An 11,699-nucleotide genomic window follows, 5' to 3' on the forward strand; every position below is an offset into this window, starting at 1 on the left:
TCACGACGCGGGCTCCCACAGGGCGGCGGCGCGGGCGTCGACGAGACCGCCGACGCGGGCCAGCACTTCGGCGGCGGGCATCGCCTCCAGAGTGCGGCCGTCGCGCAGGCGCAGCGCGACCTCGTCGCCCGCCGCCTCCTTCGCGCCGATCACCGCCTGGTAGGGCACCAGCCGGGCGGTCCGGACGCGGGCGCCCAGGCTGCCGTGCTCGGGCCCGGAGACCTCCGCCCGCAGGCCCAGCTCGCTGCAGCGCCGTACGAGCGCCTCGGCCCGAGGCAGCTCGGCCTCGGTCACCGGCAGGACCACCAGCTGGGTGGGGGCGAGCCAGGCGGGGAAGGCGCCGCCGTACACCTCGATGAGGTGCGCCACGGCCCGCTCCACGCTGCCGATGATGCTGCGGTGGACCATGACGGGCCGGTGCCTGCCGCCGTCCGGGCCGATGTAGTGCAGGTCGAACTGCTCCGGCTGGTGGAAGTCGACCTGCACGGTGGACAGGGTGGCCTCGCGCCCCGCGCCGTCGGCGATCTGCACGTCGATCTTCGGGCCGTAGAACGCCGCCTCGCCCTCCACGGCCTCGTACGCCAGTCCGGAGCGGTCGAGGACGTCGGTCAGCATCGCGGTCGCCCGCCGCCACATCTCGGGGGCGGCCACGTACTTCCCCCCGGCCCCGGGCAGGGACAGCCGGTAGCGGACCGGGCGGATGCCGAGCGCGGCGTACGCGCGCCGGATCATCTCCAGCGCCCCGGCCGCCTCGGCGGCGACCTGGTCGAGGGTGCAGAAGATGTGCGCGTCGTTGAGCTGGATCGCCCGCACGCGGGTGAGCCCGCCGAGCACGCCCGACAGCTCGGAGCGGTACATGCCGCCCAGCTCGGCGACGCGCAGCGGCAGCTCGCGGTAGCTGTGCGAGCGGGAGCGGTAGATCAACGCGTGGTGGGGGCACAGGCTCGGCCGCAGCACGACCTGCTCTCCCCCGAGGTCCATGGGCGGGAACATGTCGTCGCTGTAGTGGGACCAGTGCCCCGAGATCTCGTACAGCTCCCGTTTGCCCAGCACGGGGGAGTACACGTGCCGGTAGCCCGCCCGCCGTTCGGCGTCGCGGATGTACTCCTCCAGGGTGTGCCGGATGACGGCGCCGTCGGGCAGCCAGTAGGGCAGTCCAGAGCCGATCAGCGGGTCGGTGTCGAACAGGCCGAGCTCGCGGCCCAGCTTGCGGTGGTCGTGCATCGCGGTCTCCTCGCGTTCGTCTGCGGCGAGGCGAGTGACCGGACGACGAAGCCCCGGGGCACTCGCCCCGGGGCTTCGATGAAAGTACGTGTCAGCGCGCCGGGACGGTCTCCGGCGTCGTCGTCAGGTGGGCGCGCATCATGCCGCGAACGCTAGCACAGCCGTTGATCGTCTCCGAAGCGGTTCCGCGGAAGACGGCGCTCGCTATCTAGGTTGCAATCCTAACTAGCTCGCTTTATCGTCTAAATCGCCAAGACAGGTAAGAAGGGCGGCAATCCATGAGCATCTCTGCGAGCTTCTCGACCCCGGGCCTGCTCCTGACGGTCGCGCTGACGGCCTATCTGGCCTTCGCCGCTCCCTGGCTGGGCAAGCGTCAGTACGACCGGCTGGCACGACGCCGCGCCCACGACCCCCGGGCGCTGGTGCACGCGTACCGGCTGTGGATCGCCGAGGAGTGGGTCTGGCTGGCCGTGGCGGCGTTGATCCTGGTGCTGTCGCCGGGGCTCGACCCGGCGGATCTGGGATTCGCGATGCCGGGCAACCTGGACCAGGTCGCCCCAGCGGTCGCCGGCATGATGAGCGCCATCGTGATCGGCACTCTGCTGCTCCGCCGCCTCGCCCGCTCGGGCCGTGCCGTACCCGGCCAGTCGGCCGTGGCGGAACTGATGCCGCGCACCTCCGCCGAGCGGTGGCACGGCCTCGCCATGGCGGTGACCGCGGGCGTCTGCGAGGAGATCGTCTACCGCGGCCTGCTCATCGCGTTCGGCGTCGGCGTGCTCGGCCTGAACACCACTCTGGCCGCCGCCCTGGCCCTGGTGGTCTTCGTCGCGGGCCACTTCTACCAGGGCTGGAAGGGCATGGTCGTGGTGGCCCTCCTCGGCTTCTGGCTCAGCATCGTGTACGTGTCCACCGGCAGCCTGCTGCTGCCGATCCTGGTGCACATCCTGATCGACGTCCGGGGCCTCGTGTGCATGCCGGCGCCCGCCCGGAACACGGCCGGCGAAGCGGTCTAGGTAGCACTCCTACCGTGCGAGGATGAGGCACATGGCGACCGACCGCCGCGCGAGCTGGCTCAAGGGCGTCCTCGACCTGCTGGTGCTGGCCAGCCTGACCGAGGGCGAGAACTACGGCTACGAGATCGCCAAGTTGCTCGCCGGCTCCGGGCTCGGGCAGATCCGCGGCGGCACGCTCTATCCCGTGCTCAACCGGCTGGAGGAGGCGGGCCTGGTGTCCGCCGAGTTCCGGGTGACCGAGCGCGGGCCGGGCCGGCGCTACTACCGGCTGACCGAGCAGGGCCGGCAGACGCTGGCCGAGCAGGGCCGCCTGTGGCTGGCGTTCGACGAGTCCGTACGCACGGTGCTGACCTCGGGAGGGTTGAAGTGAGCACCTACCTCGACCAACTGGAGGCCCTGTTGCGCGCGGGTGACGTGCCCGCGGCGCAGATCGAGGCCACCGTCGCCGACCTCGCCGCGTACGTCGCCGAGACCGGCGCCGACCCGGAGGAGGAGTTCGGGCCGGTCGGCGACTTCGCCGGGCAGTTGCTGGCGGCGCGGGCGCCCGAGGCCGACGCGACGGACGCCGGCGAGTGGCGGTGGACCGCCGACATCTTCACCGACCGCCAGATGCTGGCCCGGCTCGGCGACCAGGGCTGGGAGATCGACCGGGTCGACCACCTCGGCAGGTTCGTCAGCCACCGCGATCCGGAACGGCCGCAACGGTGGGAGTACCGCAGGGAACCGTCGATCGGCGGTTCCGCGCTGGCCGCGCGGCTGGCGCCCGAGGGCTGGGAGCCCTGCGGCACCTGGATGTACTGGCGGTACTTCAAGCGGCCCATGGCCGCCAGCGTGGGACCGGCCGCGCAGCTCGACTCCCCGCCCGCGGCCCCCGGCCGCAACGTCTTCTTCAGCCGGCGGTTCTACCTTGTGCTGGCCGTGGCCCTGCTCGCCCTGGTCATGCCCGGGATCCTGTGGGGGCCGTCAGGCGGCAAAGGGCCGGGCTTCTTGGCCGGCATGGCCGTCGGAGGCTGCGTCGCGATCACCGTCCTGGCGGTGATGTGGCTGTGGACGGCCCGCCGCCGCCACTGAACACCGTCCCTGGGCCTGGGCACCAGGACCTGTACGGAGTTGGGATCTTCAGGCGGGCCGGAGGCCGCGAATCCACAAGTCGGCACCTCGTAAGCAGAGCCGGCGAGTCAGCTCTCCGGGGCCTTGTCGAGCCTGCGGTCAGCGGGGTGCGTGCGCAGTGAGTTCGAGGTCGAGTCGGCCTCCGGCTTCAGGGGCGTTTTGCTCTTCGATGCGCGTCAGAAGCGGTAACGCAGGATCCAGCCTGCGTTCCTCCACGCGGGGACCAGGCCGATCAGGGCCACCAGCAGCCGATAGTGCAGCGGGGAGCGCCTGAGGAGGGAGGCGTCACCGAGGCTGCCGGCCTCCGCGAGGCGAAGCCGAGGATGGAATCCTTCGACGTCGCGCGGGTCGTCGAGAAACCATTGTTCGACGATCCCGAACTTCGTGAAAAGCGGCACCGGCCGTTTCTCACGCTGCTTCCTCACCACAGGGGAGGTGATGTTGAAGGTGATCTCACCGGCCGGGAAGTGCTCGACGATCTGGGTGAAGATCCGCCGTACGTCGTGTTCGGGGAGAAAGTTCAGCAGACCGTCGGCGACCACGATCGCGGGTCTGTCTCGCGGGACCGAATCGAGCCAGCCGGGCTCGGTGACGGATGCGCCGACGGCGGTGTGACCCGGGCGCGGAGAGTACAGCCGGCCGGCGATCTCGACGACGTCCGGTAAATCCACGTCATACCAATGGTGGCCGTCTCCCGGGTCGATGCGCCGGACACGGCTGTCGAACCCGCAGCCGATGTCGAGGACGACCGCGCCGGGCGTCCGGCCGAGAAATCCCCTGACCCAGTCGTCCATCATCCTCGAGCGCACCCCGACCGCGAAGCGTCCGAGGCCGAGCGGCTTGAACTGGTCGAAGTCGAAGCCCAGCCGGTCGATCGCCTGCTGCGCCCACTCGTCACCGAGGATCGGGTTCCGATCCCGGCTGTCGAGCCAGCGCAGGTAGAGCTCCAGAAGCGCGGTGACGCGCACTCCCGTGAAGTTGACGGGGATCTTTCCCATCCGGTCCTCCCGGTGATCACGCCGGCTACCCGCCCCTGCGATAACCGGTCTGGTTGAGCACGGCCAGCAGGAAGTCCCGGATCTCGTCCTCGCTGCTGGTGTCGGGCTGGGTGGTGAGGTGCGTGCCGACCGCGCCGGTGAGAATCGTCTGGATGACACCGAGGTCGGCGGAGGGTGGGAACCTCCCGCGATCACGCGCTTGCTCCAGGCTGGCGCGGATCGCCTCCTCGCGCCGCCGGATGCTCGCGTTCCAGTACGCCTCGCGCAGGGCCGGGTAGTCGTGAAGCGATGTCATCAGCCGGCGGGTGAGCTGTCGCAGCCGGGGCCGGGCCAGGTGGTGGGCCCATGCGGCGAGCATCTGCTCGATGTCGACCGGCTCCGGCGGCGGAGGTGACGCGTCCTGGCCCGCGCCGATCGCGGCGACGAGCAGCCGGATCTTGTCAGGGAACCGCCGGTACACCGTCGCCCGGGTCACGCCGGCGCGGCGGGCGACCTGCTCGATCGTGACGGCGTCGATCCCGAGCTCAATCAGCAGATCCACGGCTGCCGCGAGGATGGCCGCGTCGATGTCCGCGCTTCGCGGACGCCCCGGCGGCCGCTCTCGTTCCGCCCCCACCATGGACATTACAATACAGTGCTGTGCTGTATTGTAAATAGCCTGCCGAATTCGCGGCCTCCGGCCCACTTGAAGATCTGAGCTCTGTACAGGCCCTAGCCTGAGGTGCGATGGACCGTATGACGACGGCGCGAGGAGAGTTCGACCTCGCCCGCTTTCCTGAGGATCCCCGCGACCAGCTCCGCGCGTGGGACGCGGCCGACGAGTACCTGCTGCGGCACCTCGACGAGCGAGAGGGCGGGCCGGTGGACCTGTCGGGGAGCCTGGTCGTGCTGGGCGACCGGTGGGGCGCCCTCGTCACCGCGCTCGCCGCGCACCGCCCGGTCCAGATCAGCGACTCCTTCCTCGGACAGCAGGCCACCCGCGCCGGCCTCGAGCGCAACGGCCTCGACGCGGACGCCGTACGGCTGCGCACGACCAGGGACGCGCCGCCGGACCGGATCGACGTGCTGCTGGTGCGGGTGCCCAAGAGCCTCGCCCTCCTGGAGGACCAGTTGCACCGCCTCGCCCCTCACGTGCACGAGGGCACGGTGGTGGTCGGCGCGGGGATGGTCACGGAGATCCACACCTCGACGCTGAAGCTGTTCGAACGCGTCCTCGGGCCGACCCGGACCTCGCTGGCGGTCAAGAAGGCGCGGCTGATCTTCTGCTCGCCCGACCCTGGGCTGCCGCGAGGGGCGAATCCGTGGCCGCGGAGCTACGCGTTGCCCGCCGGCATCGGGGTGGTCTCCGGCCTGACCGTCGTCAACCACGCCGGCGTCTTCTCCGCCGAGCGTCTCGACGCCGGCACCCGCCTCCTGCTGGGCAGCCTGCCCGCGCGTACGGGGCCCGAGCGCGTGGTCGACCTCGGCTGCGGCAACGGGGTGGTCGGGCTCGCCGCGGCGCTGGCCAACGGCGAGGCGGAGGTGACGTTCATCGACGAGTCCTACCAGGCGCTGGCCTCGGCGGAGGCAACCTTCCTGGCGAACGCCGGAGCGGGCGCCGTCGCCCGCTTCGTGGCGGCGGACGGCCTCGCGGACTTCCCGCCGGGCACGGCCGACCTGGTGCTGAACAACCCGCCGTTCCACACTCATCGGGGCAGGACCGACGCGACCGCCTGGCGCATGTTCAACGGTTCGCGTGCCGCGCTGCGGCGGGGCGGCGAGCTGTGGGTGGTGGGCAACCGCCACCTCGGCTACCACGTGAAGCTGCGCCGGCTCTTCGGCAACTGCGCGGTCGTGGCGAGCGACCCGAAGTTCGTCGTGCTCCGTGCCGTGAAGCGGTGACTCAGAACAGGGTCAGCGGCTCGTCCGGCACGTTCGGCACGGGCTCGGGCAGGGGTTCGACCCCTGGCACCTCGGCGCGTACGTCGTCGTGGAACCGGCGGGCGAGCGTCAGCGCGTCGGCGTTGTCGGGGGTGTGGACGAACACCGTCGGCGAGCGGCCCTCGCGCAGCCACCCGGCGACCGCGTCCACCCAGTGCCGCCAGCCCTCGGCCGTACGCTCCGGGTCGTCGCGGCCGATGTAGCGGACGATCGGGCGGTCGGTGAGGGCGGCGGTCCGCAGCGGCACGCGCGGCTTCTTCGACCAGGCGTCCCGCTCGGCGTCGCTGGTCGGCAGGCTGCGGAACAGCACGGTCGTGTCGAACGGCACCCACTCGGCGCCGGCCCCGGTCAGCACCCGCTCCAGGAGCCGCGCGGCCCGGGGGTCGTCGAAGAACGCGCGGTGACGGACCTCGACGGCGTACCGGTGGTCGCGGGGGAGGCGGCCGAGGAAGGCCGCGAGCGTGCCGACGTCCGCCGGGCCGAACGAGCCCGGAAGCTGGATCCACAGCGCGTGGGCGCGCGGGCCCAGCGGCTCGATCGCGTCGAGGAAGGCCCGCAGGTCGTCGTCGGCCCCGATCAGCCGGCGCTCGTGGGTGATCGGCTTGGGCAGCTTGACCACGAAGCGGAAGCCGGGCTCTGTCTGCCGCGCCCAGGACTCGACCGTGCTCCGCGAGGGCGTCGCGTAGAACGTCGTGTTGCCCTCGACCGCGTTGCACCAGGTCGCGTAGGCCCGCAGCCGCTCCCCGGGAGGAAGCGGGTGCGGCAGGAGACGCCCCTGCCACGGCGCGTGCGTCCACATCGCGCATCCCACATGAAGCCGCATGGCCCCGACGCTATCCGGTTCGGATCACTCCCCGGCGACGGGCGGCGGCACGTCCGTCACGGACCAGGTCACGCGGTGGCGCAGCACCTCGCCGGGCGCGAGCCGGGTCAGGGGCGACATGGTCTCGGCCTCGACCAGCCGGGCGGTGGGGCGCAGGCCCTCCAGCCCCTCCAGCTCCTCCTCCTTGGGGTACTGCATCCAGATCGCGACCTCGGAGCCTTCGTCGGGATAGGGGGCGCCCGACCGCACGTCGAACCGCTGCGTCAGCGTCGCCCCGCCGGGGGCCACCACGGCGAGCCACCCGGCCGTGCCGCCGACGCCGATCTTGCCGACCACGTCGCGCACCGGCACCCGGCCCGCCGAGGGGGAGACCCGCTCCAGGACCGGCGCGCCATCGGGGGCGAACAAGGTCACCGGCGCCCGGTGCCGCTCGGTCAGCCCGATCCACACTCCGCACCGGGGATCGTCATGGCCGCGGAACGACTCGGTCTCGAACTGGGTCACCGTCCAGGCCGCCCACCGCACCGGGTGGTCGGTGACGTTCTCCAGCTCGCTGTCGACCACGAGGACGGTCTCGCCGGCCGGCATCGTGACCGTGCGGGTGACGGCCAGGCCGGTGCGCGGATCGTCGCTGCTGCGCATCCGTACGCGCAGGTCGTCGCGCTCCAGCACGGTGTAGGCGCCGGCGTCGAGCACCGGGTCGGGCGGTCCCGCCCACTCCTGCGCCGACGACCATCCCTGCGGGGCGGGCCAGGTCTTGTCTCCGCCCCAGTTCGCCCAGCTCGCGAACCCGGTGAGGGCGGGCAGCCGCCGCGCGGCGGGGGTGGGCGCCAACGACGCGCCGAGCAGGTCGGGGTTGCGCCACAGCCACTCCCGGCCCGCGGCGCGCAGCGAGATGATCCGCCCGCCGCGTCCCGGCATGACGACCGCCTCCCCCCAGGGCGCGGCGAGCCGGACCAGCGGCTCCTGGCTATTCATCGCTCTGCGTGGGGACCAGGCAGACCTTGCCGGTCCGCCCCGAGTCGGCCAGGCGGTACGCCTCGTCGGCCTTCTCCAGCGGCAGCACGTCGGTCACCAGCCGCTCCGGGCTGGCGCCCCACCGCACCAGGCGGAAGGCCAGCTCCTCCATCGCCTGCAGCGAGGTGACCCAGGAGGCGTACAGGGTGAGCTGGCGGTGCAGCAGCAGGTCGGAGACCTCGGTCTCCAGCCGGCCGCCCTCGCCCACCAGGGAGACCCGGCCCCACTCGGCCGCGCCCCGGATGGCCACGCTCCGGCCCGGGGCCGAGCCCGAGCAGTCCATCGTCACCGAACAGCCGCGTCCCCCGGTCGCCTCGTCCACGGCCTCGGTGACGCCGTCGTCGGCGATCAGGACCTCGTCGAACAGGCCGAGGGAGCGGGCGTGCGCGGCACGCTCGGGCGAGCGCTCCACGCCGAGCACCTGGCTCGCGCCGAGACCGCGCGCGATCATGGCGGCGGCCAGCCCGACCGGCCCGAGGCCGACCACGAGCAGGTCGTCGCGCCCGCCGACCCCGGTGCGCAGCAGGCCCTCGTACGCCGTGCCGAACCCGCACGCGATCAGGGCGCCGTCCACGTAGGACAGCTCGTCCGGGAGCGGCACGGCCGTGCTCTCCTCGACCAGGATGTACTCGGCGTGCCCGCCGTCGCGCTGCCAGCCGTACGCCGACCTGCGCTCGGAGTCGGAGCAGCTGATCATGTGACCGCGGCGGCAGTTGGAGCACCGCCCGCAGCCGGAGATGTGGTAGACGATCACGCGGTCGCCCACCCCGAAACGCCGGCAGCCCGGACCGGTCTCCACGACCTGGCCACTGGGCTCGTGCCCGGCGACGACCCCCTTGTACGCCGCGCCCTCCTGGCCTACGTGGGTCTTGTGCCCCCGGTAGATGTAGGACAGATCGCTGCCGCAGATGCCGGACGCGCCCACCCGTACGAGCAACTGGCCCTGACCGGGCGTGGGCACCTCGACGTCGCGGAGCACGGCGCTGAAGTCGCCGGGCAGGAAGACGCCTTTCATGGTGGTCATGAGCTACGGGCTCCGTTCCGCTGGGAGAGCATCACGTTGATCAGCACGGCGCCGACGATGATGACGCCGCGAACCACGTCCTGGAAGAAGGCGTTGACCCCGAGCAGCACGAGGCCGTTGCCGATGATGGTGATGAAGGCGACGCCCAGCAGGGTGCCGAGCAGGGATCCCTTGCCGCCGGCGAGGGAGGTGCCGCCGATCACGACCGCGGCGATCACGTCGAACTCGAGGCCGACCGACGCGCCGCCGTTGCCGGACCCGAGGCGCGCGGCCAGCAGCAGGCCGCTGACCGCGGCGAGCAGGCCGGTCGTCGCGAACAGGATCACCCGGATCCGGGAGACGTTGATTCCCGCGAGGCGGGCGGCCTCGGCGTTGCCGCCGACGGCGAAGACCGAACGGCCGTAGGCCGTGCGGTTGGCCACGAAGAGGAACACGACGAACAGGACCGCCATGATGATGGCCGGGGTCGGGATGCCGATGATGCTCCCGGACAGGACGTCGAGGAACCCGTTGGCCTCCAGCGGGACCGGCAGGCCGTCCGTCATGTACTGCGCCAGCCCGCGCAGGGCGCTCCACAGGCCCAGCGTGGCCACGAACGACGGGATGCCCCAGCGGGCGCGCAGGAAGCCGGCCCCGGCCCCGAGCAGCAGGCCCACCGCGAGGCAGACCAGCACGGCGAGGGCGAACGGGATGTGCCACTCCCCGGTGGCCTTGGCCAGCAGGACCGAGGAGAACGCCACGGCGGGGCCGATGCTGATGTCGATCTCACCGGCCACGATGACGAGGGTCATCGCCCACGCCACGACGCCGATCGTCGCCGCGTCGCGCAGGATGGCCAGCTGGTTCGTCACGGTCAGGAACCCGGGCGCCGTGGCGGCGAGCACCACGAACAGCACCACGATGGCCCCGATGAGCCCGATCTCGTTCAGCCGTTGCGTGTTGCGTCCCAGCCCGCCCCGGGCGGCCGCCTTGGCCACGGGCGGGCCCGTGGGCGTGGTCGTGCTCATGTTCTCCCTCACTCCTCGGCAATCGCTAGGGCCATGACCCGGTTGAGCTCGATCTCGTCACCGCTCAGCTCCGCCACGGCACGGCCGCCGCGCAGGACGACGATCCGATCGCAGACGTCGGCCAGCTCCTCCACCTCGCTGGACACGAAGACCACCGCGCGCCCGTCGTCGGCCAGCCGGCGCATCTGCTCGTAGATCTGGCGTTTGGCCTCCACGTCCACGCCGCGGGTGGGCTCGTCGAGCAGCAGCACGTCGCTTCCCGCGTGCAGCCACCGGGCGAGCACGGCCTTCTGCTGGTTGCCACCGCTGAGCGTGCCGATCGGCGTCCCCGGACGGGCCGTCTTGATCGCCAGACGGTCGATGAGCGCCCGGGCGGCCTGCCGTATCGCCCGGCGGTCCAGCACGCCGGATCTGCTCACCCTGCGCAGGTCGCTGATGACGATGTTCTCGTCGACGCCCATCAGCGGCACGATCCCCTCGCGCCGCCGGTTCTCCGGCGTCATGCCGAGCCCCCTGCGGAGCATCGCGGCGAACGCGCCGGGTCTTACGGCCTCGCCGCGCAGCCGGATCTCGCCGGAGGCCGGCCGGTCGAGCCCCACCAGGGCGCGCAGCGTCTCGGTGCGCCCCGAGCCGAGCACCCCGGCGATGCCCAGGATCTCGCCGGGACGCACGTCGATGTCCAGGCCGTTCAGCCGCTCGCTGACCAGGCCGCGCGCCGACAGCACCGGCGGCTCCGCGCTCGGGCGGCGGTCCCGGGACGCGACGGCCTCGGGCGCCGTGCCGAGCATCATCGCGACGATCTCGTGGGTGGAGGCCGTGCGCACGGGCAGCGTCTCCACGATCCTGCCGTCGCGGACGACCGTGGCGGTGTCGGCCACCTGCCGGATCTCGTCCATCCGGTGGCTGACGTAGATGACCGCCACGCCCTGCTCCGCGACGGTCCTTACGACGTCGATCACCTGCCGCACCTCGGCCGCGGCCAGCGAGCTGGTCGGCTCGTCGAGGATGAGCAGGGTGGGCCGCTGGCTGACTGCGCGGGCGATCTCCACGAGCTGCTGCCCGGCGGAGCCCAGCGAGCCGACCGGGCTGTCGACGTCGATGTCCACGCCGATGCGCGCCATCGCCTCCTTCGCGTCGGCGCGCATCCTGCGCAGGTCGAGCGCGCCGCGGGAGCGCGGCCAGGCCCCCAGGAACAGGTTCTCCGCGACCGTCATCTCCGGCACCAGGCTCAGCTCCTGGTAGACGGTCGCGACCCCCAGGGCGGCGACGTCCCGCGTCCCGAGGCCCGCCAGCGACTTCCCGCGTACGAGCGCCTCACCCGAGTCGAGGTGCTCGGCGCCGGACAGGACCTTGATCAGGGTGGACTTGCCGGCGCCGTTCTTGCCCAGCAGCGCGCGGACCTCGCCGCGCCGCACCGCGAAGTCGACGTCGCTGAGAGCGGTGACGCCGGGGTAGCGCTTGGTGCCTGCGCGCACCTCCGCGACGACGTCGGTGTTCGACATGGGAGCCTTCCTGGGAGCCTTCGGTGGGGACGGGGACTTCGCCCTTCAATACGGGGGGACG

Annotated in this window: 11 protein-coding genes and 1 pseudogene; 4 read left to right on the forward strand and 8 right to left on the reverse strand. The window is 72.2% G+C overall.

The genetic code is table 11. The annotated features are described in order from the left end of the window. Positions 1-1,230 (reverse strand): annotated as a pseudogene (thrS, locus tag ACQEVJ_RS44570) (threonine--tRNA ligase); the annotation flags it as partial. A gap of 272 nt (positions 1,231-1,502) precedes the next feature. Here thrS and ACQEVJ_RS44575 point away from each other — a divergent pair. The 3 genes from ACQEVJ_RS44575 to ACQEVJ_RS44585 are packed head-to-tail and all read left to right on the forward strand — an operon-like array spanning position 1,503 to position 3,308. After that, positions 1,503-2,237, forward strand: coding sequence for a CPBP family intramembrane glutamic endopeptidase (locus ACQEVJ_RS44575; RefSeq protein ID WP_433111716.1), 735 nt, complete (start codon positions 1,503-1,505; stop codon positions 2,235-2,237). A gap of 31 nt (positions 2,238-2,268) precedes the next feature. After that, the gene (locus ACQEVJ_RS44580) at positions 2,269-2,607 is read left to right on the forward strand and encodes a PadR family transcriptional regulator (RefSeq protein ID WP_433111719.1); all 339 of its coding nucleotides are present in this window, start codon (positions 2,269-2,271) and stop codon (positions 2,605-2,607) included. Continuing rightward, a complete protein-coding gene (locus ACQEVJ_RS44585; RefSeq protein ID WP_433111722.1) occupies positions 2,604-3,308 on the forward strand; it encodes a hypothetical protein in 705 nt (234 codons plus the stop codon). Before ACQEVJ_RS44580 ends, ACQEVJ_RS44585 begins: the two co-directional genes overlap by 4 nt. Before the next feature lie 215 nt (positions 3,309-3,523). Here ACQEVJ_RS44585 and ACQEVJ_RS44590 read toward each other — a convergent pair whose 3' ends face one another. Further along, positions 3,524-4,345 carry a class I SAM-dependent methyltransferase gene (locus ACQEVJ_RS44590; protein ID WP_433111725.1) on the reverse strand — a complete coding sequence of 274 codons (822 nt, stop codon included), beginning with the start codon at positions 4,343-4,345 and terminating at the stop codon, positions 3,524-3,526. A gap of 25 nt (positions 4,346-4,370) precedes the next feature. Next, a complete protein-coding gene (locus ACQEVJ_RS44595; protein ID WP_433111728.1) occupies positions 4,371-4,970 on the reverse strand; it encodes a TetR/AcrR family transcriptional regulator in 600 nt (199 codons plus the stop codon). A 101-nt stretch (positions 4,971-5,071) separates the two neighbouring features. Between ACQEVJ_RS44595 and ACQEVJ_RS44600 the strand changes: the two genes are divergently transcribed. Continuing rightward, the gene (locus ACQEVJ_RS44600; protein ID WP_433111731.1) at positions 5,072-6,226 is read left to right on the forward strand and encodes a methyltransferase; all 1,155 of its coding nucleotides are present in this window, start codon (positions 5,072-5,074) and stop codon (positions 6,224-6,226) included. Position 6,227: 1 nt separating this feature from the next. Here ACQEVJ_RS44600 and ACQEVJ_RS44605 read toward each other — a convergent pair whose 3' ends face one another. Genes ACQEVJ_RS44605 through ACQEVJ_RS44625 form a run of 5 tightly spaced genes read right to left on the reverse strand, consistent with a single transcriptional unit; the run spans position 6,228 to position 11,638 of the window. Further along, positions 6,228-7,088: a DUF72 domain-containing protein gene (locus ACQEVJ_RS44605; RefSeq protein ID WP_433111734.1), complete on the reverse strand. Its 861-nt coding sequence runs from the start codon at positions 7,086-7,088 to the stop codon at positions 6,228-6,230. A gap of 24 nt (positions 7,089-7,112) precedes the next feature. Beyond that, positions 7,113-8,066: a DUF4380 domain-containing protein gene (locus ACQEVJ_RS44610; RefSeq protein WP_433111737.1), complete on the reverse strand. Its 954-nt coding sequence runs from the start codon at positions 8,064-8,066 to the stop codon at positions 7,113-7,115. Continuing rightward, positions 8,059-9,129 (reverse strand): zinc-dependent alcohol dehydrogenase family protein, encoded by a 1,071-nt coding sequence (locus tag ACQEVJ_RS44615; protein WP_433111740.1) that lies wholly within the window; start codon positions 9,127-9,129, stop codon positions 8,059-8,061. Before ACQEVJ_RS44615 ends, ACQEVJ_RS44610 begins: the two co-directional genes overlap by 8 nt. Continuing rightward, positions 9,126-10,136, reverse strand: a complete 1,011-nt coding sequence (locus ACQEVJ_RS44620) for an ABC transporter permease (RefSeq protein ID WP_433111743.1) — start codon at positions 10,134-10,136, stop codon at positions 9,126-9,128. Before ACQEVJ_RS44620 ends, ACQEVJ_RS44615 begins: the two co-directional genes overlap by 4 nt. A gap of 8 nt (positions 10,137-10,144) precedes the next feature. Continuing rightward, positions 10,145-11,638 carry a sugar ABC transporter ATP-binding protein gene (locus ACQEVJ_RS44625; RefSeq protein ID WP_433111746.1) on the reverse strand — a complete coding sequence of 498 codons (1,494 nt, stop codon included), beginning with the start codon at positions 11,636-11,638 and terminating at the stop codon, positions 10,145-10,147. Between the last annotated feature and the right edge of the window lie 61 nt (positions 11,639-11,699).

This window comes from Microbispora sp. CA-102843 (assembly GCF_050936215.1).
In the GTDB taxonomy this organism is placed as follows: Bacteria; Actinomycetota; Actinomycetes; order Streptosporangiales; family Streptosporangiaceae; genus Microbispora.

Excerpts from the sequence above, each read along its gene's own strand:
- ACQEVJ_RS44575 (WP_433111716.1), top strand. The coding sequence starts at position 1,503 with ATGAGCATCTCTGCGAGCTTCTCGACCCCGGGCCTGCTCCTGACGGTC.
- ACQEVJ_RS44580 (WP_433111719.1), top strand. The coding sequence starts at position 2,269 with ATGGCGACCGACCGCCGCGCGAGCTGGCTCAAGGGCGTCCTCGACCTG.
- ACQEVJ_RS44590 (WP_433111725.1), bottom strand. The coding sequence starts at position 4,345 with ATGGGAAAGATCCCCGTCAACTTCACGGGAGTGCGCGTCACCGCGCTT.
- ACQEVJ_RS44595 (WP_433111728.1), bottom strand. The coding sequence starts at position 4,970 with ATGTCCATGGTGGGGGCGGAACGAGAGCGGCCGCCGGGGCGTCCGCGA.
- ACQEVJ_RS44600 (WP_433111731.1), top strand. The coding sequence starts at position 5,072 with ATGGACCGTATGACGACGGCGCGAGGAGAGTTCGACCTCGCCCGCTTT.
- ACQEVJ_RS44605 (WP_433111734.1), bottom strand. The coding sequence starts at position 7,088 with ATGCGGCTTCATGTGGGATGCGCGATGTGGACGCACGCGCCGTGGCAG.
- ACQEVJ_RS44610 (WP_433111737.1), bottom strand. The coding sequence starts at position 8,066 with ATGAATAGCCAGGAGCCGCTGGTCCGGCTCGCCGCGCCCTGGGGGGAG.
- ACQEVJ_RS44615 (WP_433111740.1), bottom strand. The coding sequence starts at position 9,129 with ATGACCACCATGAAAGGCGTCTTCCTGCCCGGCGACTTCAGCGCCGTG.
- ACQEVJ_RS44620 (WP_433111743.1), bottom strand. The coding sequence starts at position 10,136 with ATGAGCACGACCACGCCCACGGGCCCGCCCGTGGCCAAGGCGGCCGCC.
- ACQEVJ_RS44625 (WP_433111746.1), bottom strand. The coding sequence starts at position 11,638 with ATGTCGAACACCGACGTCGTCGCGGAGGTGCGCGCAGGCACCAAGCGC.